The organism is Olleya sp. UBA1516 (assembly GCF_002323495.1).
Lineage (GTDB): Bacteria > Bacteroidota > Bacteroidia > Flavobacteriales > Flavobacteriaceae > Olleya.
The window spans coordinates 38,308-64,814 of the sequence record NZ_DCQO01000016.1; the positions used below are offsets into that span (position 1 = coordinate 38,308).

At 33.5% G+C, this 26,507-nt stretch carries 18 protein-coding genes and 1 tRNA gene; 6 read left to right on the forward strand and 13 right to left on the reverse strand.

The annotated features are described in order from the left end of the window. Window positions 1–24: 24 nt before the first annotated feature. The 7 genes from B2989_RS09260 to B2989_RS09290 form a co-directional block, all read right to left on the reverse strand. On the reverse strand, window positions 25–1,101 hold the full coding sequence (locus B2989_RS09260) for a cytochrome c oxidase subunit II (RefSeq protein ID WP_145003652.1): 1,077 nt from the start codon (window positions 1,099–1,101) through the stop codon (window positions 25–27). A gap of 30 nt (window positions 1,102–1,131) precedes the next feature. Beyond that, window positions 1,132–2,511: a quinol:cytochrome C oxidoreductase gene (locus B2989_RS09265; RefSeq protein ID WP_292947681.1), complete on the reverse strand. Its 1,380-nt coding sequence runs from the start codon at window positions 2,509–2,511 to the stop codon at window positions 1,132–1,134. 26 nt (window positions 2,512–2,537) lie between these two features. Beyond that, window positions 2,538–3,095: a c-type cytochrome gene (locus B2989_RS09270; protein ID WP_186439213.1), complete on the reverse strand. Its 558-nt coding sequence runs from the start codon at window positions 3,093–3,095 to the stop codon at window positions 2,538–2,540. A gap of 9 nt (window positions 3,096–3,104) precedes the next feature. Continuing rightward, window positions 3,105–3,635, reverse strand: a complete 531-nt coding sequence (locus B2989_RS09275; protein WP_145003658.1) for a DUF3341 domain-containing protein — start codon at window positions 3,633–3,635, stop codon at window positions 3,105–3,107. Between the two features lie 3 nt (window positions 3,636–3,638). Further along, on the reverse strand, window positions 3,639–5,096 hold the full coding sequence (nrfD, locus tag B2989_RS09280) for an NrfD/PsrC family molybdoenzyme membrane anchor subunit (protein WP_145003661.1): 1,458 nt from the start codon (window positions 5,094–5,096) through the stop codon (window positions 3,639–3,641). A gap of 32 nt (window positions 5,097–5,128) precedes the next feature. Further along, the gene (locus B2989_RS09285; protein ID WP_292947689.1) at window positions 5,129–8,230 is read right to left on the reverse strand and encodes a TAT-variant-translocated molybdopterin oxidoreductase; all 3,102 of its coding nucleotides are present in this window, start codon (window positions 8,228–8,230) and stop codon (window positions 5,129–5,131) included. Window positions 8,231–8,305: 75 nt separating this feature from the next. Continuing rightward, on the reverse strand, window positions 8,306–9,613 hold the full coding sequence (locus B2989_RS09290; RefSeq protein WP_292948098.1) for a c-type cytochrome: 1,308 nt from the start codon (window positions 9,611–9,613) through the stop codon (window positions 8,306–8,308). A gap of 212 nt (window positions 9,614–9,825) precedes the next feature. On the opposite strand from B2989_RS09290, the gene B2989_RS09295 reads away from it, so the two are divergent. Then, on the forward strand, window positions 9,826–10,224 hold the full coding sequence (locus tag B2989_RS09295; RefSeq protein WP_292947692.1) for an SPOR domain-containing protein: 399 nt from the start codon (window positions 9,826–9,828) through the stop codon (window positions 10,222–10,224). 70 nt (window positions 10,225–10,294) lie between these two features. Here the strand turns inward: B2989_RS09295 and infB are convergent, their stop codons facing one another. Genes infB through rimP form a run of 3 tightly spaced genes read right to left on the reverse strand, consistent with a single transcriptional unit; the run spans window position 10,295 to window position 14,819 of the window. Continuing rightward, window positions 10,295–13,072, reverse strand: coding sequence for a translation initiation factor IF-2 (infB, locus tag B2989_RS09300; protein ID WP_292947695.1), 2,778 nt, complete (start codon window positions 13,070–13,072; stop codon window positions 10,295–10,297). Between the two features lie 39 nt (window positions 13,073–13,111). Next, entirely contained in the window at window positions 13,112–14,344 is a 1,233-nt protein-coding gene (gene nusA, locus B2989_RS09305; protein WP_145003674.1) for a transcription termination factor NusA, read from the reverse strand. A gap of 13 nt (window positions 14,345–14,357) precedes the next feature. Then, window positions 14,358–14,819: a ribosome assembly cofactor RimP gene (rimP, locus tag B2989_RS09310; protein WP_292947700.1), complete on the reverse strand. Its 462-nt coding sequence runs from the start codon at window positions 14,817–14,819 to the stop codon at window positions 14,358–14,360. A gap of 162 nt (window positions 14,820–14,981) precedes the next feature. On the opposite strand from rimP, the gene B2989_RS09315 reads away from it, so the two are divergent. Further along, window positions 14,982–15,809, forward strand: coding sequence for a universal stress protein (locus B2989_RS09315; RefSeq protein ID WP_292947703.1), 828 nt, complete (start codon window positions 14,982–14,984; stop codon window positions 15,807–15,809). Between the two features lie 51 nt (window positions 15,810–15,860). Here B2989_RS09315 and B2989_RS09320 read toward each other — a convergent pair. Continuing rightward, window positions 15,861–15,933, reverse strand: a tRNA-Gln gene (locus tag B2989_RS09320). 151 nt (window positions 15,934–16,084) lie between these two features. Here B2989_RS09320 and B2989_RS09325 point away from each other — a divergent pair. Both B2989_RS09325 and B2989_RS09330 read left to right on the forward strand, forming a co-directional pair. After that, a complete protein-coding gene (locus tag B2989_RS09325) occupies window positions 16,085–19,393 on the forward strand; it encodes a DUF2723 domain-containing protein (RefSeq protein ID WP_292947706.1) in 3,309 nt (1,102 codons plus the stop codon). After that, window positions 19,394–20,020, forward strand: a complete 627-nt coding sequence (locus B2989_RS09330) for a polysaccharide deacetylase family protein (RefSeq protein WP_292947709.1) — start codon at window positions 19,394–19,396, stop codon at window positions 20,018–20,020. Here the strand turns inward: B2989_RS09330 and B2989_RS09335 are convergent. Both B2989_RS09335 and B2989_RS09340 read right to left on the reverse strand, forming a co-directional pair. Then, window positions 20,017–20,313 carry a thioredoxin family protein gene (locus tag B2989_RS09335; RefSeq protein WP_145003689.1) on the reverse strand — a complete coding sequence of 99 codons (297 nt, stop codon included), beginning with the start codon at window positions 20,311–20,313 and terminating at the stop codon, window positions 20,017–20,019. The genes B2989_RS09330 and B2989_RS09335 overlap by 4 nt on opposite strands. A 53-nt stretch (window positions 20,314–20,366) precedes the next feature. Beyond that, window positions 20,367–21,596 (reverse strand): metallophosphoesterase, encoded by a 1,230-nt coding sequence (locus B2989_RS09340; protein ID WP_292947713.1) that lies wholly within the window; start codon window positions 21,594–21,596, stop codon window positions 20,367–20,369. A 263-nt stretch (window positions 21,597–21,859) separates the two neighbouring features. Between B2989_RS09340 and B2989_RS09345 the strand changes: the two genes are divergently transcribed. Together B2989_RS09345 and B2989_RS09350 are read left to right on the forward strand one after the other, a co-directional pair. Continuing rightward, a complete protein-coding gene (locus B2989_RS09345; RefSeq protein WP_292947716.1) occupies window positions 21,860–24,799 on the forward strand; it encodes a GH92 family glycosyl hydrolase in 2,940 nt (979 codons plus the stop codon). Window positions 24,800–24,838: 39 nt separating this feature from the next. After that, window positions 24,839–26,503, forward strand: a complete 1,665-nt coding sequence (locus B2989_RS09350; RefSeq protein WP_292947719.1) for an MFS transporter — start codon at window positions 24,839–24,841, stop codon at window positions 26,501–26,503. The last annotated feature ends 4 nt before the right edge of the window (window positions 26,504–26,507 follow it).

The following is a 26,507-nucleotide window of genomic DNA, read 5'->3' on the forward strand; positions in this document are numbered from 1 at the left end:
TCTTTAAATTTAATTTCTTGTTATTTAATTTTTTACTAATGAATCTACAAAAAGCTTTTGCTCTTTCATCCACTCATCATACTCCTCTTGTGTTTCCACTATAATTTTCATTTGCATGTTATAGTGAGACGTTCCACAAATCTTGTTACATAATAGTAAATAATCAAACTCATAAGGCTCTAAACCTTCTTTACCCTCAGCAATTAAAGATTGGCTCTTCTCTGTTCTGATTTTGTTGATATTAGCTACCTTATCTTGAATTTCTTGCGTTTCACGCATTTCAGCAGTAGTTTTAGAAGGAGTAAAACCAAACTGAGTAATCATACCAGGAACACAGTTCATCTGAGCTCTAAAGTGAGGCATGTAAGCAGAGTGTAATACATCTTGAGAACGCATTTTAAATAAAACAGGTTTTCCTACTACTAAATGTAACTCTTTAACGATTACATCATCTTGAGCATTAGGGTCAGACTCATCCACACCTAATTCATTAGCTCTATTGATATCAATTAATCTAACATTAGCTTTACCTAAAGCATTATCAGGACCAGAATATCTAGCTTTCCAATTAAACTGTTGCGCGTATAACTCAACAATCATAGGATCTGATTCTTCATCAATATTCATGATACTTGTCCAGGTAAATAATCCTTGAATAATTAAACCTGCCAATACAATTACAGGTATAATAGTCCATATAGCCTCTAATTTATTATTGTCAGCATAAAACAAAGCTTTTTTACCTTTTTCACCTCTGTATTTAAAAGCGAAATAATGAAGCAAAAACTGAGTAATTGTTTGTACAAAGAAGATTACAATCATAGAAATGATCATTAAACTATCAATACCAGGTCCATGCTCTGAGGCAGAATTAGACATTAATGGTAAGTCTCCCCATTTAACAAAACATACTATTGTAATAACATAAATGAAGATTAAAAAACCTATCATTAAGTAACCGTTTATACGGTTATCGTTATCATTTGCTACTTGATTATTATCGTTTGTCTTACCTGCTTGTGTCAAATCAAAGATTTTAACCATTTGCCAGATTGCAACGAAAATAAATACTAAAACTAAAATTGATAAGAAAGTCGTCATTGTTATCGTTCTTCTTTATTTTATTTTTTATTAATAATGGAAATGTTCACTCTCTTTGATGAACGGATTTCCTTTAGCGATTAGAGGTTGTTTAGATATTGCATAAAACACAATAAACATAAATAAACCAGCGAACAATAAAATTGCTCCTATTTCAGGCATACCAATAAACCATCTATCTCCAACCGTAGCTGGCATAATCATGTTGAATATATCAATATAGTGTCCTGCTAAAATCACAACTCCAGCCATAATTACAAACCAAGGAATACGCTTATAGTCACTGTTCATTAATAGTAAAAGAGGGAATAAGAAATTCATAGCTATCATTCCAAAGAAAGGAAGGTTATAATCTTCAATTCTAGTTACAAAATAAGTTACTTCTTCTGGAATGTTTGAGTACCATATTAACATAAATTGAGAAAACCATAAGTATGTCCAGAAAATACTAAATCCAAACATAAACTTAGCTAAATCGTGAATATGACTATCATTAACTTGTTGTAATAATCCTTTAGATTTTAAGTAGATAGTAATCATTGCCATTACTGTAACAGCACAAACCATCATTCCTGCGAATACATACCATCCAAATAATGTTGAGAACCAGTGAGGGTCTACACTCATAATCCAATCCCATGACATCATCGACTCAGTATAAATAAAGAATACTAAAAATGCTGCAGCAATACGAAATGATTTTTTAAAATTACTTCTATCACCTTCAGGAGCCTCATCTTGCGCTAATGAAAATTTACGAGCAAAAAATCTATATAGAGACCATCCACCAATAAAAACTAAAGCTCTAATAACAAAACCAGTTGTATTTAACCAAGCTGACTTACCAGCTACTAATTTATCAAACTTATCACTCTCTGGATTTACCATTTCGGGATCCATCCATATAAATATATGATCACCAGCCCAAACAGCTATAGCAACTACAATTAATGCTCCAGGTAATACGTAATAAGTAATACCTTCCATTACTCTAAATAATAAAGGAGACCAACCTGCTTGTGCAGCAAACTGAATAGCATAAAATGCTAGAGCACCTAAAGCAATCATCATAAAGAAAAATGCAGCAACATAAAGCGCTGAATAAGGTCTATTATGAATTTGATGCATTACATGTTCTGCATGCTCATCTCCGTGATGTGCGTCTGCCTCAGCATGTGAAGTCTCTTCACCATGAGAATCTGTCATAACATGAGACTCAACTTCATGAGTATCAGTACTAGTTGCATGGCTATCACCATGGGCACCATGACTTGCTTCTTCTGCTAACATCGTTTTAACGTTATCTAAAGTAACGTGATGAGACGAATAATAACCTGTTCCCCATAATCCAGCTCCTACAATGATTAGGATTAGTGAAACTAATTTTAGTCTATTTGAAAGTGTGTACATATCTATATATAAACTTTATCTAAATCTTATTTTTCTAAGTCTGCCTTTAATTTCTCAACATAGGCAACAACTTGCCAACGTTCTTCCTCGCTTAAAAAGTTAGCGTAAGATCCCATTGAGTTTTTACCATAATACATAACATGATAAATACTACCTGTATTAATAGCTCTACCTACATCGTCATAACTTGGTACTCCAAGAATTTTCTCTCTTTTAACCAAATTACCTTTACCGTCCCCTTTGTTACCATGACATATACCACAATAAATGTTGTATAATTCTTTAGCTCTTGGCTCATCAAATTGAGTAGAATCTAAAGGCGATTTAAGTTCAGCTTTAGCTAAATCATAACCAGCAATGTCATTTGTATACTCAAAAGGTGTATAACCTCTAGGTATAGTACCATCTACAGGTAATTGGGCTTCAACTCCGTTTGCAAAAGCATCTGATTCTTGGTAAGCATCGTACGCCACAGACTCATACATGTTTGGCATGTATTGATAATTTGGACGAGAACTCTTATTACAAGAAGTAAACGAGATTGCAATTAAGGCTATTATTGATATTTTAATTAAATGTTTCATTCTATCTAATTAATGTGCTTTATCTACTACGTTAATTTCAACTGCTCCTGTTTGTGATAATAAACTTTGCAATTCAACTTCATTGTTATGAATTGGAAGTTCCATTAAGAAATGGTCATCAGTTGTTCTAGGATCTGGATTTTCAGCTTTTTTAAAAGGCCACATTTTACTTCTTAAATAAAACGTTATAACCATTAAATGGGCTGCAAAAAACACTGTAAGCTCAAACATAATTGGTACAAAAGCTGGCATGTTTTCTAGGTAACTAAAACTAGGCTTTCCACCAATATCTTGAGGCCAATCTTCAATCATAATGAAATTCATCATTAAAACTGCTACTGTTAAACCAACACAACCGTACAAAAATGCACATATAGCTAAACGTGTTGGAGCTAATCCCATCGCCTTATCAAGTCCATGGACCGGAAAAGGTGTATATATTTCTTCGATTTGATGTTTTGCAGCTTTAACTTTTTTAACTGCATTCATTAACACATCGTCATCGTTATAAATAGCGTGAATTACTTTTGAAGCTTCCATATGCTACTTTAAGTTTTTTGATTCGTTATTATTAACCTCAGAAGTTCTGGCATCTGATCCAGTACCTACTAAGCTATCTCCTCTTTCTCTGATGTTTTTGTAACGTTGCCCAGAAGATTTCAAAATAGTTTTAACCTCTGCTTGAGCTATTACTGGGAATGTTCTAGAATACAATAAGAAAAGTACGAAGAAGAAACCAATTGTTCCAATAAAAATTCCAATATCGACAAATGTTGGTGAGAACATCGTCCAAGAAGAAGGTAAATAATCCCTGTGTAAAGATGTCACGATAATTACAAAACGTTCAAACCACATTCCTATGTTTACTACAATCGAGATAAAGAAAGAGAACATGATACTTGTACGTAGTTTTTTAAACCACATAAACTGTGGTGAAAATACGTTACAACTCATCATCATCCAATATGCCCAAGCATAAGGACCAGTTGCTCTGTTCAAGAATGCGTATTGTTCATATTCTACACCAGAATACCAAGCAACAAACAACTCAGTTATGTAAGCCACACCAACGATAGATCCTGTAAGCATGATTACAATATTCATTAACTCTATATGTTGCACTGTAATGTAGTCTTCTAAGTTACATACCTTTCTCATGATGATAAGTAACGTGTTTACCATAGCAAATCCTGAGAAAATCGCACCTGCCACAAAGTACGGAGGAAAGATTGTTGTATGCCAACCAGGTATAACAGATGTTGCAAAGTCAAAAGATACAATAGTGTGTACTGAAAGTACTAAAGGAGTTGCTAAACCAGCAAGTACAAGAGAAACCTCTTCAAAACGTTGCCAATCTTTAGCACGACCTGTCCAACCAAAACTTAATAAACTATAAATTTTCTTTTGGAAAGGTTTGATAGCTCTATCACGTAACATTGCAAAATCAGGTAATAATCCAGTCCACCAGAAAACTAATGAAACCGATAAATACGTTGAAATCGCAAATACATCCCAAAGTAATGGTGAGTTAAAGTTTACCCATAACGACCCAAATTGATTAGGAATAGGTAATACCCAATACGCTAACCATGGACGACCCATGTGGATGATTGGAAATAAACCAGCTTGAACTACCGAGAAAATTGTCATTGCTTCTGCAGAACGGTTAATTGCCATTCTCCATTTTTGACGGAATAATAAAAGTACTGCAGAAATTAATGTTCCTGCGTGACCAATACCAACCCACCAAACGAAGTTAGTAATATCCCAAGCCCAGTTTACTGTTCTGTTTAGACCCCAAGTTCCGATTCCAGTAGAAACGGTGTATATAATACAACCTATTCCCCAAAGAAAAGCTACAAGTGCGATAGAGAATACAATCCACCACTGTTTGTTAGCCTTACCTTCTACAGGTGCTGCGATATCTACAGTTACATCGTGGTAAGATTTCTCACCTGTAACCAAAGGTCTTCTAATAGGTGCTTCGTAATGAGACGCCATAATCCTTTATAATTGTTTATTAATTAATCTTTTTATGCTTCTTTCGTGTTTCTCACTTTAGTATGATACTGAACATTAGGTTTAGTACCAACACTTTCTAATAAGTGATACATACGATCGTCTTTTAAAAGTTTTGCAACTTTACTTTCCTTATCGTTAATATCTCCAAATATCATTGCTCCACTACTACATGCAGCTGAACAAGCTGTTTGGAATTCTCCGTCTTTAATCTCACGTCCATCGCGCTTAGCGTCAAGAATAGTCTTTTGTGTTTTTTGAATACACATAGAACATTTTTCCATTACACCACGAGAACGAACAGTAACATCAGGATTAATTACCATACGACCTAAGTCATTATTCATGTGGTAATCAAACTCGTCATTTCCGTTGTATAAGAACCAGTTAAAACGTCTTACTTTATACGGACAGTTGTTTGCACAATATCTTGTACCCACACATCTATTGTATGCCATATGGTTTTGACCTTGTCTACCGTGTGCTGTAGCAGCAACAGGACATACAGTCTCACATGGAGCATGATTACAATGTTGACACATTACTGGTTGGAATGCTACTTGTGGATTATCTGCAGGATCTTCTAATTCTCCAAAACCTCCTAAAGAACCATTATCTCCAAATAAACCAGAGAAACCTTCTTTTTTAGCATCATCTTCAGCAAATGTATCTTCAGATGAATAATATCTATCTATACGTAACCAGTGCATATCACGACTACGTCTAATTTCTTCTTTACCAACTACTGGTACGTTGTTTTCAGCATGACATGCAATAACACATGCTCCACAACCTGTACAAGCATTTAAGTCAATTGATAAATTAAAATGATGTCCAATTGAGCGGTCAAATTCATCCCATAAATCAACCTCAGGAGATGTAACCGGAGTTTCTTGGTGATTTAAAGATACCATAGGAACTTCATTCCAATAGTGCTTATCTTTAGTATTAAAAATCTCTAAAGTAGTTTCTTTAATGATATCACCACGACCCATCAATGTGTTTTGTAACTGTACACATGCAAATTCATGCATTCCAGTTGCAGGCTCAATAGATACGCTTTGTACTGTATTAAAATCTTTATAAAGTGTAAAAGCATTTACACCTGTTTTCATTTCATCTTTAAGACCAGCAGTTCTACCATATCCAAATGCTAAACCAACAGACCCCTTAGCTTGACCTGGTTGAATGATTACTGGAACATTAGATAAAGTAGTATTACCTAACTTAAGATTAACGTAGCTACCATTTAAAGCTCCTGTAGAATCATTTTCATTGATAATATTCCAAGCTTGAGCATCAGATTTAGAAACCGTTAAATAGTTATCCCATGATGTTCTAGTAATTGGATCAGGAAACTCTTGTAACCAAGGGTTGTTGGCCTGTTGACCATCACCCATTCCAACTTTAGAATATAATGTTAATTCTGTACCACTAGTTTTTACACTTGAAGCTAATGCTCTTGCTGCATTGCTAGCAGGTAATTCATCCTGAGCAATCTCTTCCGTTACTTCTTCAACAACTGGCATTGAACTAACAAATGACCCATCATGTAAAGCTTGGTTATAAGAACTACCATTAAGAATAGTCTCTTTCCAAGTTGCTTTAATATAATCATTTAATGCACTACTATTGTCGTTCCATTTTAATAAAACATCTTGAAACTGTCTTGTATCAAATAAAGGTCTGATTGTAGGTTGCATAAGTGCAAAATGACCTTTCTTTAATTCAACATCACCCCAAGATTCTAAATAATGAGGTGTTGCTGCTATATATTGTGCAACTGAAGCAGATTCATCTTCTTTAGAAGTGAAAGCAACAGATAAACTTGTATTTTTAATTCCCTCAGCAAATTCAGAAGCGTTAGCTAAAGTATACATTGGGTTAACACCACTCATAATAATAGCACCAACCTTACCTGCTTTCATGTCAGATATTAAAGTTTGCACTGATTTATTATTTCCTTGTCGTGTTTTAATAGGTGTTTTAGGATCAAAAGCCTTACTACCTAGTTTTTTATTAATTTCTAAAGCAACAGTTTGAGCATTCACATCTTGAATACCTGTAACTAATACACCATTGCTACCAGCTTTAATTAACTCAGAAGCTGCTTTTTGAACTGCCTCCTTAATTTTAGCAGGTAAATCATTAGCATTAACAGAACCTCCAACAATTAAACTATGTAATTGCGCTAAAGCAAGTTTTTGCTGAGAAGGTGTTACAGGCACACGTTTGTCAGCATTAGCTCCTGCTAAAGACATATTAGCCTCAAACTGAATGTGACGTGACATTTTACCATCAACAGGAATACGTCCTTTAGCATAAGCAGAGTCAAAACCACCACCTTGCCAATCGCCTAGAAAATCTGCTCCTACTGAAACGATAGTCATTGCTTTAGAGAAGTCATAATTAGCTAAACCACGCTCACCATACATTGCTTGGTAAGCATCTAAAGCTGCTGACTCTGAAATAGCATCATAAACGACATGATTAACGTTGCCATATTTTTCAGTAAACTCTGCAACTAATTTAGAAGTGGAAGGACTAGCATAAGTTTGAGTTAACAAAACAATTTGCTTACCAGAATTCTTAACGTTATTTAATGCTGATGTAGTTTCAGAATCGAAATCTGACCAAGAAATAGAGTCACCACCTTTTTTAGGTCCTTGTACTCTAGTACTATCATATAAATCTAAAACCGAAGCATTAACTCTAGCATTTGCACTACCATTAGTAGCAGCTAAAGTGTTGTTTTCAATCTTAATTGGACGACCTTCTCGAGTCTTAACTAAAACACTTGCAAAATCAAAACCATTAGCTATAGTTGTTGCATAGTAATTGGCAACACCAGGCACAATTCTGTCTGGTTGTACTACATAAGGTATAGACTTAACTACTGGTCCTTCACAGGCTGCTAAAGAAGCAGCAGCTGTACTAAAACCAACATACTTTAAGAAATCACGACGTGTTGTTGAAGAAGCCTCTAACGTTCCCTTATCACCTAAGAACTCATCAGTAGGAATTTCTTGAACAAATTCGTTTTGTTTTAGCGTCTCAACAATAGAGCTATCTTTTAGCTCCTCAACACTTTTCCAGTATTTCTTGTTTGATGACATATTATATAATTGAATTTATTTCTTTATTAATTATTTTAAGGTTTTCCATTTTAAAGGAAAAGAAAAATCTTGTTTTTAGTAATGACATTTACCACATTCTAAACCTCCCATTTGAGCTGCAGTAAAGTTATCCTTACCATACTTTTTGTAAAGTTGCTCATGGATTTTAGTGTAATATGCATTGTCTTTAACTTTCACATCTGTTTCTCTGTGACAGTTAATACACCATCCCATTGTTAAAGGTGCATGTTGATACATAATTTCCATTTCTTCAACAGGTCCATGACATGTTTGACATTCAACACCTCCAACCACTACGTGTTGCGAGTGATTAAAATAAGCGAAGTCTGGTAATTTATGAATTTGAATCCATTTTACTGGAGCTGTTTTTCCTGTGTACTTTTGTTCTGCATCATCCCAACCAACTGCATTATAAAGTTTTTTGATTTCAGCATTGTAATCTACTCCATATTCTGACAATCCTTCAGCTTGCGTTTCGGCAGCAACTTCATAAATAGATTTATGACAATTCATACAAACATTTAATGAAGGTATACCTGAATGCTTACTAACTCTAGCAGAAGAGTGACAGTATTTACAATCAATACCATTTTCACCTGCGTGAATCCTATGTGAATAATGTATAGGCTGAATTGGTTCATACCCTTGATTAACTCCAACTTGCATAAAGAAACCGTAAACAAAATAAGCACTAGCTAACAATAATACTACTACTGAGACTAAAACTAAAAATTGATTTTGAACAAATGCTTTCCAAATTGATGTACGCTTTGTAGTCTCAGATAACTCAACACCTTTTGCTTCAGCAAAATTACGAAGTGTCTTGTTAACTAAAAATAAAGCACCAGCTAACAATGCGAATAAAACACCTAATGCTCCTAAAATTATCTTATTAGAAATACCTCCTTCAGAAGTCGCATTAGAAGAACCAGAAGCAGTAGGATCACCTGCAGCCACAGGAGCAGCAGTTGGCTCTGTAGCAGTATACGCTAAGATGTTATCAATATCTGCATTAGTAAGAGTAGGAAACGCACTCATTGCAGCACCATTGTACTCATTATAAATCTTGTTTGCATACGCATCTCCAGATTTAATAAGTCCTGCACTATTTTTTATCCATTTGTACAACCATTCTCTATCTAAACCTTCAGCATCAGCTAAACGAGATTCTACTTTACGTAAAGCAGGACCTGTCATTTTTTTGTCTAACTTATGACAAGCTATACAATTGGCGTTAAATAAAGATTTACCTGCAACTGCGTCGCCTTCTTGAGCGAACATTGAGGTTGAGAATGCTAGTAAAAAAATTAAGCTTAAACGAAGATAGTTACTACTTAACTTACGGTGAATCACCTGTTTCATATTATATATTGAATTTACTTCTAAACTTTGGTATGATTTTTTCATTGCTGCATATTGAATACAGTTAGAAAAACGTTACGCAAAAGTAATACTTAAAGTCGATTTTTAAAATCTTAAAGAAGTCTTAATTGCTAATTTAGATAAATTCTAAATAATAAATTGAGTTACTTTTTAGTTTAATACATTTACATTTGCATTAAATACTATTAAAAATGAAAAAAACACAATTTAAAGCCATTTGCTTAACTTCCTTAATTACAATATGTTTTTCAGCATTTAGTATGGCACAAAGCGGAACAGTCGTCCTTAATGAAGATCCTGCTATCTCTAAATTATTAGATATAAAAAAGGAAATGAATAAAGATGACAAAAATAGTGATCGCTATAAAATACAGATATATTCAGGAAATTTAGGTAGTGCAGAAAGCATGAGATCTAAGTTTGGAAATAGCAATGGAAACATAAGTTCTCAGCTTGTTTTTGAGACTCCTAACTATAAAGTATGGGTAGGTAGTTTTAGAACACGTCTAGAAGCAGAAAGAGCTTTAGTAGATGTACAGAAGAAATTTGGTGATGCCTTTATATTTAAACCAAAAAAAGAAAAAGACTAAAATTAGTTAGTTTTAAAACATAAAAAAAGCGATTCAAATGAATCGCTTTTTTTTATAACTAAACTTAAATCTATTTAAGTTTTTTCTTAACTTCTACTTCATGGAAAGCTTCAATAACATCTCCAATGTTAATGTCATTGTAGTTCTTAATTTGCATACCACAATCGTATCCTTTAGAGACTTCTTTGGCATCATCTTTAAATCGCTTAAGCGAATCTAAAACACCTGTGTAAGTTACAACTCCATCACGTATTAAACGTATTTGAGAGTTTCTAAATATTTTACCATTCATTACCATACAACCTGCAATAGTACCAACTTTAGAAACTTTAAATATTTCTCTAATTTCAGCAGTACCTGTAATCTCTTCTTTAACTTCTGGAGATAACATACCTTCCATTGCGTCTTTAAGATCATTTATGGCATCATAAATAATAGAATATGTTCTAATATCAACTTCTTCTCTATCTGCAATCGTACGTGCATTTCCAACAGGACGTACATTAAATCCAATAATAATGGCATCTGAAGCTGTTGCAAGTAATACATCACTTTCAGTAATAGCACCTACACCTTTATGCAGAATGTTTACTTGAATTTCTTCTGTAGACAGCTTCTGGAACGAGTCAGTTAATGCTTCAACAGAACCATCCACATCTCCTTTAAGGATAATATTAAGCTCTTTAAACGTACCTAAAGCAATACGACGTCCAATTTCGGCTAACGTTAATGTTTTAGTTGTTCTTACATCTTGTTCACGTTGTAATTGCGTACGCTTAGTTGCAATTTGCTTAGCTTCACGCTCATCTGCAAATACGTTAAACTTATCACCTGCTTGAGGTGCTCCGTCTAAACCTAATACAGATACTGGTGTTGATGGTCCAGCTTCCTGTACATCATGACCACGCTCATCTTGCATCGCTTTAACTTTACCACTATTTTTACCTGCAAGAACATAATCTCCCACACGTAATGTACCCGCTTGCACTAGCACTGTAGACACATAACCTCTCCCTTTATCTAAAAAGGCTTCAACTACGGTTCCTACTGCTGGTTTATTTGGATTAGCTTTAAGCTCTAATAATTCAGCTTCAAGTAATACTTTTTCTAATAATTCTTTAACACCTGTACCTACTTTTGCAGAGATATCATGAGACTGGATTTTTCCACCCCAATCTTCTACAAGTAAATTCATTTGTGCTAAGCCTTCTTTAATTTTTTCTGGATTAGCGTGTGGCTTATCAATCTTGTTTATTGCAAACACAATTGGCACACCTGCTGCTTGTGCATGAGATATTGCTTCTTTTGTTTGAGGCATAATATCATCATCCGCTGCTGCTACAATAATAGCAATATCTGTAACTTGAGCACCACGAGCACGCATCGCTGTAAAAGCTTCGTGACCTGGAGTATCTAAGAATGCTATTTTTTGACCATTATCTAATTGTACACCGTAAGCTCCAATATGCTGCGTAATACCTCCAGACTCTCCTGCAATTACATTTTCTTTACGAATGTAATCTAATAGAGAAGTTTTACCATGATCTACGTGTCCCATAACAGTTACGATTGGTGCACGTGGTTCTAAATCTTCTGGCTTATCTGCAACATCTTCTATTGAAACATCAATATCAGCAGTAACAAATTCTGTTTTATATCCAAACTCTTCTGCAACGATCGCAATAGTTTCAGCATCTAAACGCTGATTCATTGTTACCATCATCCCTAAAGACATACACGCTGAGATAATTTGTGTTACTTGAACATCCATCATCGTAGCTATTTCGTTTGCTGTAACAAACTCTGTAACTTTAAGTATTTTGCTTTCTGCAGCTTCTATTTGTTGATCAATTTCTGATTGCTCTCTATGTTGATCTCTTTTCTCTCTTCTATATTTAGCACCTTTACCTTTAGAAGATTTACCTTGTAATTTTTCTAAAGTTTCACGTACTTGTCTTTGTACTTCTTCCTCACTTGGTTCCGCCTTTACAACAGGACCTCCTGATTTACGACCACCTGGTTTTTTACCTTTGTATCTGTCGTTACCACCTCTTGAAGGTGATGAAGACGTTCTATTATCTCCTGGTTTAGATATACGACGACGCTTCTTTTTATTTGCGTTATCATCTTTTTTAGGATCTTCTTTTTTCTTTTTAGGCTTGTTAAACTGAGATAAATCAATTTTCTCTCCTGCAATTTTAGGACCAGAAAGTTTAGTATACTTAGTTTTTAAAGTCTCTTCAACAGGCTCTTGAGGTTTCTCTTCTTCCTGTGGCTTAGCGACTTCCTTTTTAGGCGTAATAGCAGGCTTAGCTACTACTTTAGAATCTGGTTTAGATTCTGTCTTAGCTTCAACTTTAGTTTCAACCTTAGGCGTTTCTTTAGCTTCTGGAGTTTTCTCAACTTTAACAGGCTCTTTTTTAGGCTCAGGAACTAATTCTTCCTTTTTAGCTACTTTTTTACCCGAATCTAAATCTATTTTGCCAACAGTTTTAGGTCCAGAAAGTGCCTTAGAAGCTTTGATAACTTCTTCCTCTTTTTTGAGCTGAGCAGCTTTAGCTGCCTTAACAGCTTCTTCTGCTTTTTGCTTTTCTTCTAACTCCTTTTCGCGTTTGATACGCAGCTCTTCTTTTTCTTTATTCTTCGCTTCGTTAACTTCTTGAGACGCCATTTTTTTGCTAGCATCTTTTTGAAATTCATTTGAAAGAATACTGTACGTTTCCTCTGAAATTTTGGTAGTCGGACGCTTCTCAACCTCTACACCCTTAGAATCTAAAAATTCTACAGCGCGATCAAGAGAGATGTTAAGCTCACGTAATACCTTATTTAATCTAATTGTTTCAGCCATAAATTGCCTTTAACCTAATTTCTTTTTTTCAAATATATGTTAATCTTCGAACTCTTCCTTAAGAATTCTAATAACATCTAAAATTGTTTCTTCTTCTAAGTCAGTTCTTTTGACTAGATCTGCCACATCTTGCTCTAAAATACTTTTTGCTGTATCTAGACCTGCTTTACTAAATTCTTTGATAATCCAATCCTCTATTTCATCAGAGAATTCTCTTAACTCTACATCTTCCTCAGCTCCCTCTCTTAACACGTCAATTTCGTAACCTGTTAATTGACCAGCTAACCTAATGTTATGTCCACCTCTACCAATTGCTTTACTTACTTCTTCTGGCTTTAAGATTGCTTCTGCACGTTTGTTTTCTTCATCAATCTTGATTGAAGTTACTCTTGCAGGACTTAAAGCTCTGGTAATATACAATTGTAAGTTGTTAGTGTAATTGATTACATCAATGTTTTCATTACCTAATTCACGAACAATACCATGTATACGTGATCCTTTCATTCCGACACAAGCTCCAACAGGATCAATCCTATCGTCGTAAGAGTCAACCGCTACTTTAGCTTTTTCTCCAGGAATACGAACTACATTTTTAATTGTAATTAAACCATCAAATACTTCTGGTATTTCTGATTCAAAAAGTTTTTCTAAGAACTTTGGTGATGTTCTAGACATTATAATTGTTGGCTTATTACCTTTAAGCTCAACACTATCAATAACACCTTTTACATTATCTCCTTTTCTAAAAAAGTCAGAAGGGATTTGCTTATCTTTTGGTAATATGATTTCGTTTCCTTCATCATCTAACAAAATTACAGCTCTGTGACGAATATGATGTACTTCTGCTGTATATAAATCTCCAACTAATTCCTGAAACTGCTTAAATACGTTAGTATTATCGTGTTCATGAATTTTAGAAATTAAATTTTGACGCAATGCTAAAATTGCACGACGACCTAAATCTATTAATTTAACCTCTTCAGACACATCCTCTCCAACTTCAAAATCTGGCTCGATTTTTCTAGCTGCTGTTAACGAGATTTCTTGATTAGGTTCTTCAACTTCACCATCTGCAACAACAACACGATTTCTCCAAATCTCTAAATCTCCTTTATCTGGGTTTATAATAATATCAAAATTATCGTCATCTCCAAATTTTTTCTTCAATGCATTTCTAAATACATCTTCCAAAATAGCCATTAAGGTGACACGATCTATTAATTTATCGTCTTTGAATTCTGAAAAAGATTCAATTAACGCTATATTTTCCATAACTCTATTTGAATTAAAATTTTATTATAACTTTTGCTTCTACAATATCTTTGTAAGCAATATTTTCTTTTTTGTTTACTGTAACCTTACCCTTACCTACTGGTTTTGGCTCTCTAGCCTTCCATTCTAAAGTAATTTCATCCTCATTAGCCTGGGTTAAAACACCTTCAATATTTCCAGTACTTGTTTTAACACCTAAAGTTCGTCCAACATGTTTTGGATATTGTCTTGGTAATGTTAAAGGAGCAGCTGCACCAGACGACATAACCTCTAATGCAAAGTCATGTTCTTCTCTATCAATATTATGCTCGATAGCACGACTAACAAACATGCAATCTTCAACTTTAACACCTTGATCTCCATCAATAATAATATTAATAGCATCCTCTCCATTAACACTAAAATCTATTAAAAATAAATCTTTGCGCTCCGTTAAGGCTTCCTCTAGTAAACTTTTGACTGTATTTATAAACATTTTTAAGTATAAAAAGAGGGGACTTTTAGTCCCCTCAATTTCAGTTTTTCTCTTGCAACGCTGCAAAGATACATAATTTTATTGATTTTCATAACTTTTTAAAAGTCATTTTTTATTACTAACTTTATAATAAGTTCTTTATTAACCATCTAAATCAACATTATGAAAAAACTACTAGTCCCAACTGACTTCTCTACTGAAGCAGAAAATGCAGTTAAAGTTGCTGCTCAATTAGCAAAAAAACATAATTGCGAATTAATATTATTACACATGCTAGAGCTTCCTTTAAACCAATTAAGCACTAATGGTGGCACTCCTGCTGATTTACCTGAGGCTGTTTTTTTTATGAAATTAGCACATAAGGAATTTGAAAAAATACTTGATAAAGACTATTTAAAAGGCATAACGGTTCATGAAGCAGTAGATTTTAACGAAATTTCTAAGGGTATTCTTGAAACCTGTAAAAATCATGATGTCGATTTAATTATCATGGGGTCTCATGGTGCAGAAGGACTTAAAGAACTTTTTATTGGATCTACCACAGAAAAAGTTGTTAGAACCTCCAACACACCTGTTCTGGTAATTAAAAACGAACATGACAATTTTGATATAAAAGAATTTGTGTTTGCTTCAGATTTTAAAAATGACAACAAAGAAACTTATGTACAAGCGGTAAAACTAGCTAACCTTTTTGAGGCGAAAATCCACTTACTTAATGTTAATACACCAAGTAACTTTACAACAACAGCAGCTTCCAAAGTTAGAATGAGAGATTTTATAGCCAATTCAACTTTTGATAATTACACGATAAACATATATAACGACGAAACAATTGAAAAAGGTATATTAAATTTTTCTAGAATAATAGATGCCGATTTAATAGGAATTAGCACACATGGACGACAAGGTATTGCTCACTTTTTAAACGGTAGCATTAGCGAAGATTTAGTCAATCATGCTAAACGACCAGTCATTACTTTTAAGATATAAGCAAAGTGTATTAAAATAAAAAAGCTTCCTAAAAAAGGAAGCTTTTTTTTGTTGGCCCACTAGGTTTCGAACCTAGACTCTTTGGTACCAAAAACCAACGTGTTACCAGTTACACCATAGGCCAATCTCGTAATGAGGATGCAAATTTAATACAATTATTTATTCACGCAAACATTTTTTAAAAAAAATTTAAATTAAAACTTAACGTTAACTTAAAAACCGTGTCTGTTTGATAATAATTACTAAATTCGCAACACATAATAAACCTATAATTTATGATGACTTTTAACTTTAAAAAATGGAACTTAATACTTAGTTGGTTCGCTTTTTTAATTGCTCTTATCACTTACACGCTTACTGTGGAACCTACCGTAAGTTATTGGGATGCTGGAGAATATATCTTAACCTCTTCAAAATTACAGGTTGGACATCCACCAGGAGCACCACTATTTCAGATGTTTGGAGCAGTGTTTTCAGTGTTTGCTTTAGACCCTTCACAAATTGGTTATTTAATGAATATGATGAGCGCTGTATCTAGTGCTTTTGCTATTTTATTTATGTTCTGGACAATTATTTTATTGTTAGAAAAAATAATTGGACAACCAGAAAAACTTGAAAAAGGACAACAATTTGCCATTTTAGGTAGTGCTTTTGTAGGAAGTTTAGCATTTGCCTTCACGGATTCATTTTGGTTTAACGCTGTAGAAACCGAAGTTTATGCTATGGCTACTTTAATAATGACTGTCATGTTTTATTTAGGTTTACGCTGGGAAAAAGACATGCATAAACCTAGAGGTAATCGCTGGCTAATACTAATAGCCTTTGTTGTAGGTCTTTCTTTTGGAATTCACTTTATGGGATTATTAACCATTCCTGCGATTGGTTTAATCTATTATTTCAAAAACTATAAAACAATAACAATTAAAAATTTTATAATAGCCAATATTGTATCAGTTGCTGTATTGTTATTTGTATTTAAATTAATGTTTCCAAATGTATTAAGATACTTTAGTGCATTAGAATTATTTTTTGTTAATCAAATAGGATTGCCTTTTAATTCTGGCTCAATAATAGCAGGAATATTACTTATTGCAGCATTTTACTACGGACTAAAATATACACGAGCTAAAAAATTATACCATATAAATACAGGTATTATATGCTTACTATTTGTATTAATAGGTTCTTCAACTTGGTTAATGTTACCTATTAGAGCAAACGCAAATGTTGTTATTAATGAAAACAACCCTTCTAGTGCTAGAGAACTTTTGGCTTATTATAATCTAGAACAGTATCCAGAAACACATTTATTTTACGGACCATTATTTACAGACCAATACACTGGTTTAGATGAAAACGAACCGTATGTAGATGATAAACCTAAATACGAAAAAGACGAAGCAGCAGGTAAATATATTATTGTTAACGATTATAAACGTGCTAAACAAAACTTTAACTCTAAACAAGCTGCTATTTTACCAAGAATGTGGAGTGGCGAAAATGCAGAAAACTACATGCTGTTTACTGGCTTTTTGGAATTTAGTCTTAAACCAGAATACCAAGGTGAAGAGCGATTAGTACAATCTATGATTGACTTTAAAAGTGATGTTGCTAAAGGTGCAATTGATTATGAAGATTATCATAACTTTTTAAAACAATTTGGACAATTTATCAATATTGAAAAACCATCACTAGCTAGTAATATCTCATACCTATTTGAATACCAACTAGGTTATATGTATTGGAGATATTTTATGTGGAATTTTACTGGTAGACAAGATGACTTACAAGGTCGCTATGACCAACATGGTAATTGGATTAGTGGTGTTAAATTTATTGATGAGTGGCATTTAGGACAATCTCAAGATAATCTACCAAGTGATGTTGCCGATAATAAAGGTCGCAATACGTATTTTTTCTTCCCATTAATTTTAGGATTAATTGGCTTATTTTTCTTATTCAATAAAGACAAAAAATTATTTTGGGTTACCTTGGTATTTTTCTTATTTACAGGATTAGCAATACAAGTATATACCAACGTTAGACCTTTTGAGCCTAGAGAACGTGATTACTCAGTCGTAGGATCGTTTTATGTATTTGCAATATGGATTGGACTTGGTGTCTACGCTATTTTTGATCTATTAAAAAAATACGTATCAAACAAAGTATTAGCTCCAACCATTACTTTAGCGTGCTTACTATTAGTACCTGTTATAATGGCGTCTCAAAACTGGGATGACCATGATAGATCAGGTAAGTATACAGCTTTAGCTATGGCTAAAAAATACTTAGATTCCTGTGGAGAAAATGGTATATTATTCTCCATTGGTGACAATGATACATTTGCCTTATGGTATGCACAAGAGATTGAAAACTATCGTACAGATGTGCGTGTAGTAAACACTAGTTTATTCCAAACGGATTGGTATATAGATCAAATGAAGCGTAAAGCTTATAAGAGTGACCCTATTCCTTCTAGCTTAACCCACGATAAATATAAGCATGGAACAAGAGAATATTTAATGAAACGTTTACGATCTAAAGACACTTTAGACATTGCAACATTTATGAATTTTATAACTAGTGATGATCCAAAGACAAAACTTAAATATGCTTTACAACAAGAAGGAGAAGATTATACACAATATCCTCAACAATTTTTAAATGCTAACTATTTTCCTGTCGAAAACATCAGAGTACCAGTAGACAAACAATCTGTTTTGGCTAATGGTATTGTAAAAGCAAAAGATAGCGACTTAATAGAAGACTATGTTGACATAACAATAACTGACAATGCCATAACAAAAAACCGTCTATTAATGCTTGATATTGTTGCTAGTAACAATTGGGAAAGACCTATATACTTTACTGGTGGAGCTTTTGGAAACGATGACTACATTTGGATGAAAGATTACTTACAACTTGATGGTATGGTCTATAAACTAGTCCCTATAAAAACACCTGTAGCTAGAGCAAATCCATTTGATATGGGACGCTTAGATACAGAGTTTATGTATAATAAGGTTGTTAATTGGGATTGGGGAAATAGTGGAAGTGATCAAATTTACCATGATCCAGAAACTAGAAGAAACTCAATTACCTACAGAGGAAACTTAGCAAGATTAATTGAAAATTTAATTAATGAAAATCAATTAGATAAAGCTGAAGAAATAGCTGACATAGCTATGAAAAATATGCCTGTTAATAAGTATGGTCATTACACCTTATTAGAGCCTTATATTAGTGCCTACTATGAAGTTGACAATCAAGATAAAGCTAGACAACTATTTACAGAAGTTGCTACCAAATATCAAGAAAATTTAAAATACTACAGTACCTTAACTAGAGATAATCAAGATAACAACTTTACTGAAATACTTACAGATATTGAGCGCTACAAAGCTTTAGTAGATGTTTTAGTTGAATATGACAGAGAATTTGCCAAAAAAGAATCTATGACTTTTACTAACTATCTAGAATTGTTTAAACAATATTATGATAGCGAGCCTGAGCCAGAAACTAATCCTGCACCAACAGACAAAGATTTTTTACAGCAATTAGATACTGTTTTAAAAAGCGAATAGATGCCTGTTTTTCCTGCAAAAACACCAAAATTAATACAACGCCTTTTTCCAAAATACATTTGGAAAAAGGCGTCTTTGTCTAAAACTATTTATTTAACTTTTGATGATGGTCCTACACCTAAAATCACACAATGGACTTTAGACCTTCTAAAAAAACACAATGCGAAAGCAACATTTTTTTGCATTGGAGATAATATAAAAAAGTATCCAGATATTTTTAAATCTGTTTTAAATGATGGTCACACAATAGGCAATCATACCTTTAACCATCTTAAAGGATGGCATACAGATACTAATAGTTATGTAGAAAATGCTGAAAAAGCACAACAGTTAATTGATGCAGACAACAAGCATCTGTTTAGACCCCCTTTTGGGAAAATCAAACGTAAACAAGCCAATCAATTAATTAAAAGAGGTTATAAAATAGTAATGTGGAGTGTTATATCTTACGACTGGGAAGTCAAAGTTACACCAGAACAATGCTTACAAAATGTTATAAAAAATAGTGCTTCGGGAAGTATTATCGTATTTCATGATAGCATAAAAGCTTCAAAAAACATGCAATACGCACTACCTAAAGTTTTAGAGTATTTTAGCAATAAAGGCTATCAGTTTAAAGCGCTTTAAACAAATTGCTGTACAATACTTATTAAAGTATTAGCATCTTGTTCGCCACTTTGACGCCATTTCATTTCTCCATTTTTATAGATAATTAAAGTTGGCAATCCTTTGACACGTAAAGCTTCGGATAGTTCTTGATTTTTGTCAACATCTATCTTTATTACTTTTGCCTTATCACCTAGTGCTGCAGCTACATCGCGTAAAACTGCGTGCATGGCTTTTGATGGTTCATTCCATTCTGTAAAAAAGTCTAACAGTACAGGAATTTCGACATCTATTAATTCTCCAAATTTTGACATTTGATTTTCAGTTTAGTTCAAACTAGTCACTAAAATATAACATTTAGTTGTAATTAAGCAATTTGCGTCCCTTTTTTAAGCTCTATGACTGTTATTTCTGGCCAAATTCCTACACGTCCAGGATAAGCTAAATAACCAAAACCTCTGTTAACGTTAATATATTGACCTTTTTCTTTATAGATTCCTGCCCAATGTTTATAACGCCATTTAACAGGACTCCATTTAATCCAACCCGGAATTTCTATTCCAAACTGCATGCCATGTGTATGCCCACTTAACGTTAAGTGATAGTGATTACTATGGTCTATTACCTGTTCTGCCCAATGTGAAGGATCATGCGATAGCAATACCTTAAAATCATCTGAGGCAATATTATTTGATGCTTTATCCAAATCTCCAGCTTTTTTAAAACCACCTATTCCCCAATTTTCTACACCTACTAATGCTAATTTTTGTCCATCTTTTTCAATGTAACGACTTTCATTTAATAATAAATCAAAACCAATCTCTTTCTGGATAGCTATTAATTCATTTAAATTATCATGTTTATCTTGCTCTGTTGCCCAATCTACATAATCACCATAATCATGATTTCCTAATACAGAAAACACACCATCTTTTGCTGTCAGTTTAGAAAAGGTGTCTTTCCAATCATACATTTCGGATGCTTTATTATTAACCAAATCTCCTGTAAACAATATAACGTCTCCTTGTTGCTTGTTTACTAAATCAACAGCATAATTAATTTTTTCTTTATTATCAAAACTTCCAGAATGGATATCACTAATATGTGTCATTTTATAGCCATCAAACGCGTCTGGTAAATCTTCAAAATGTAATGTGTATTTTAAAACTTTATAATTGTATCGTCCTTGATACATACCATAAAGCAACGAAGCAAATGGTATTGCTGCCAGACCTAATCCAATTTGGCTTATAAATTTACGTCTAGAGGGTAGATAAAAGGATTCTTTAGTAATAAAATATTTATCATATAGGCTTATAAATGATCTAATAATGTCCTCTCCTATTAATATAGGAACAAGCACTAAATTAAAAGCCATAAAGGATAGCAAAAAACCAATAGCATAACCTCTACCTCCTGATATCACTCTACCTTCGGATGGTGACGCAAATTGATACACCATATTTAAGGCAACAACAAGTGCTATTGCAAAAAACAAATAATGTACCCAACTTGATTTAAACACTGTTCTAATAGCCTGAAAACCATAAACAGTTAGTAATATATATAAAAGTGAAATAATAATTAGACGTGTCATAACTTAGTTTAGACTACAAATTTAACTAATATGACACTCAATTATCTTAGCAATTTGTTAAACGTTTTGATTTTTAATTCTTTATGCTATGTCCTTTTAATTATAAAAAGGTGATTTATTATTTTATATTTTCTGTTTTAATTAAAATTAATGAAGCCTTTAAATCGAAGTCTGTTTATATATTACGCACAAGTACTGGTCATAGAATTTTTTGAACCTTCATTTTTAATTATATTAGATGCTTATAAAAGCTATTCTTTCAAATGAAACTAAAACTAACCGCGTTTTTGATCCTATGTTTAATCATTTCTAGTTGTAATGACAAAACCGAAAATAAAAAACCAACAACCCAAAAAAAACCGTTAATAGCCTATGTTAATCCTTTTATTGGGACTGGAGGTCATGGTCACACGTATCCAGGAGCAACCATGCCTTTTGGAATGATGCAACTTAGTCCAGACACACGACTAGAAGGTTGGGATGGTTGTTCTGGATACCACTATAGTGATAGTTATATCTATGGTTTTTCGCACACACATTTAAGCGGAACTGGTGTTTCGGATTATGGTGATATTTTAATAATGCCAACCAACCAGCAAAATTTTAACAATGGTGCAGATGGTAAACCTGGTTATCGTGCTCATTTTTCTCATGATAATGAAGTCGCTCAACCTGGTTACTACAAAGTACATTTAGATAGTACCAATATTAATGTAGAATTAACGGTTTCTAAACGTAGTGGCATACACAAATACAGTTTTCCTTCGGCAGAAAATCAATTTGCAATTGTAGATTTATTGCATCGTGATAAGGTTATAGATGCTAAAATTACAAAGGTTTCGGATACCCAAATTGAAGGCTATCGTTTTTCGGAAGCTTGGGCAAAAGATCAACGTCTGTATTTTGTTATTAAAACATCACATACTTTTTCAGATGTACTTCAATCTCCACCTCAACAAGGTCAAAAAGGTGCTCAAAAAATAGCGTTAAAATTCAATAACCCAAACAACCAAGCTGTTTATTTAAAAATAGGTATTAGTGCTGTAGATATTGAAGGTGCCAGAAAAAACCTTAATAAAGAAATAGGAGAACTAACTTTTGAAGAAGTAAAAAATACAGCTCAAGATATTTGGGAAAAACAATTAGAAAAAATTGTAATCCAAGATAAGGATGTTGATAACAAAACTAACTTTTACACCTCAATGTATCACGTTGCTTTAGCGCCTAATTTGTATCAAGATGTCGATGGTCGTTATCGTGGTATGGACCTAAAAATTCACACCACTAAAGATTTTGATTATTACACAGTTTTCTCACTTTGGGACACCTATCGTGCAGCACACCCTTTATACACCATCATAGATCAAGACAAAACCAACGATTTTATAAACACCTTTATTGCTAAATATAACGAAGGTGGCATTATGCCAATTTGGGACTTAAGTGCCAATTACACAGGTTGTATGATTGGCTACCATGCAGTACCAGTTATAGCAGACGCCTACTTAAAAGGCATAAAAAATTATGATGTCGACAAAGCTTTTGAGGCCATGAAACATAGTGCAACAAGAGATAAATTAGGCCTAAAAAGCTATAAGCAATTCGGTTTTATTCCTGTGGAAGAAGAAAGCGAATCGGTTTCTAAAACCTTGGAATATGCTTATGACGATTGGACTATTGCTCAAATGGCAAAAAGTTTAGGCAAGCTAGACGATTATAAAACGTATTCGGAAAGAGCACAATATTATAAAAATAGTTTTGATCCCGAAACGCAATTTATGAGAGGTCGTTACCGAAATACCTGGTTTGCACCATTTGATCCTTATGAAGTCAATTTTAATTACACTGAGGCTAACGCTTGGCAATACAGTTTTTACGTACCACAAGACATCTCTGGTTTTACGACACTTTTAGGCGGAAAAGACAAACTAGACGCTAATTTAGACAAACTATTTGTTGCAAAAGACCAAACCTCTGGACGACATCAAGTGGATATTACAGGTTTAATTGGGCAATATGCACATGGTAACGAGCCTAGTCACCACATGGCATATCTTTATAATTTTGTAAATAGACCACACAAAACACAAGAAAAAGTCTATCAAATTTTAACAGAATTATACAAAAATAATCCTGACGGAATCTCTGGTAACGAAGATTGTGGTCAAATGAGTGCTTGGTACATTTTTAGTAGCCTAGGTTTTTACCCTGTAACACCTGGTAGTAATGACTATATTATCGGGACACCTCTTTTTGAAAAAGCAACCATTAATTTAGAAAACGGTAAACAATTCACCATTTCAGCAGATAATTTAAGTTCTAAAAATATTTATATCGCTTCCGCAGAATTAAATGGCAGTCCGCTAAATCAATCTTTTATCAATCATTCAGATATTATCAGTGGTGGTAAACTTCATTTTAAAATGACAGACCAACCCTCTACTTGGGCTACAAAAGACAACCAAGTACCTAAAACCGAAATTATAGACCATCCTATCACTCCTGCTCCATTTATCGCAAAAGGTGATATTGCCTTTAAAGGCAAAACTGAAGTAGTTTTAGATAATGCAGACAAACAAGTTGCAACTTTTTACAGTCTAGACAATCAAAGTTTTAAACCTTACCAACAACCCTTTACTATCTCTAAAGCTACATTGTTACAAGTCTATTCAGAAAAAAACGGAATTAAAAGTGCCACTATCCAAACCCGATTCTATAAAATAGATCCAAATATTTCAATTAAGCTAGAAACCGAATATGCAAATCAATATAATGGTGGCGGAAACAACGCGTTAATAGATGGTATATACGGAACACAAGATTTTAGAACCGGAACTTGGCAAGGCTATCAAGACAAAGACTTAATAGCAACTGTTGATTTAGGTAGCGTAAAGCAAGTAAATCTTGTCTCATTAAATTTTTTACAAGAACAACGATCATGGATTTTTTATCCAACCCAAGTGAGCTGTTTTGGCTCGACAGACGGAATTAATTTTAACCCAATTGATGCCACTAAATCTTTTAATAGCACACAACCTTCTGAAGACACAGAAATCAAAAAGGTATTTTTTAAACAAGTACCAAAACCATATCGTTACATAAAAATCATAGCAAAAAAACTAGGCAAACTTCCAGAATGGCATTTAGGCTACAAGCATGATGGTAGAAGTTGGCTTTTTGTGGACGAAATCACTATCAAATAACATTTATAACTATATTTAGGACAAATTAAAAACCAACCAATGGAAAACCAAAATAACAAATCTGCTTTAACAACCTTAGTGACTGTCTTCTTTTTTTGGGGATTTATAGCTGCTTCAAACAGTGTGTTTATCCCTTTTTGTAAAACCTATTTTGATATCGATCAGTTTCAATCACAATTAGTAGATTTTGCTTTTTATGGTGCTTATTACATTGGTGCCTTACTATTGTTTATAATATCTAGCACAATTAAAAAAGACATCTTAAATGCTTGGGGTTATAAAAACGGAATTATTTATGGATTACTCCTTTCTGCAATTGGCGCTTTTGTTATGTATCCTGCAACAGCTGGAGCAGAACAAGGACAAACTAGTATTTTTTATTTTGTACTAATAGCACTTTTTATTGTTGGACTTGGTTTTTCATTACAACAAACCACTGCTAACCCTTTTGCTATTGCATTAGGCGATCCTAAAACTGGCTCACACAGATTAAATCTTGCTGGCGGAATCAACTCGTTAGGAACCACTATTGGACCTATCGTAGTCGCATTTATTATTTTTGGATCTACACCTTTGTCTGGTGACGAGTTGGCTGCTATGATTAAAAATAACGAGATTACACTTAACACTGTACAAATGCTATATTTAGGAGTTGGTGTCTTATTTTTATTAGCAGCAGCATTATTTTATTTCTCAAAAAAATTACCAGCTTTAAAATCTGAAACTGCTTTTGAGCCAGCTAATAAAGCCAAAAACTTATTAATTGTGTTAACCTTAATAATCATTGGTTGTTTTGGTTACATTTTTAGTACTTATACAGGTAATGAAGTCGCTTCAGAAGCTTTAGAAAATAAACGTCTAGTCTTTTTAATTATCGCACTAGCTGCTGTTGTTGGCTGTTTAGTATTTGCTTATTCTAGTTCTTCTAAAAAACCTGAAGGTTGGGGAGCAATGAAATATCCGCAATTAGTTTTAGGGATGCTTGCTATTTTTACTTACGTTGGTGTAGAGGTTACTGTTGGTAGTAATTTAGGTGAACTACTAAAAAAAGCTGTAGACGGAACAAACCTAAACGAATTAGGCTTACCAATCCTAAACGATGCACAAATCGCACCTTATATTTCACTGTATTGGGGAGGATTAATGGTTGGTCGTTGGGTTGGAGCTATTACTGTATTTAACCCAAGTAAAGGCTTAAAAAAATGGCTATTAATTATTGTGCCTTACGTTGCTTTTGGAGTAATATTATTGGTCAATTTTGGAAAATACTCGCCTAATCAAATCTTATTTTTCGCCATATGCGTTGCAGTACAAATTGGAGGTTTCTTTTATGCTAAAGACAATCCGGTTACAACATTAAAAACATTTAGTTTATTAGGTGTTTTAGCTATGGTAATCGGACTATTAACTTCTGGTAACGTCGCATTATTTGCTTTTTTATCTGGTGGATTGTTCTGCTCAATTATGTGGCCTTGTATATTTACTTTAAGTATTGCAGGTTTAGGCAAATACACGTCTCAAGGATCTGCATTTTTAATAATGATGATTCTTGGTGGAGCAATTATTCCGCCTTTACAAGGTAAATTAGCAGATGTTTTTGGTATACAAACGTCCTACATTATGGCTGTACTATGCTTTAGTTATTTATTATTTTATACTTTCAGGACTAAATCTATTTTGGATAAACAAGGTGTAACGTATTAATTAC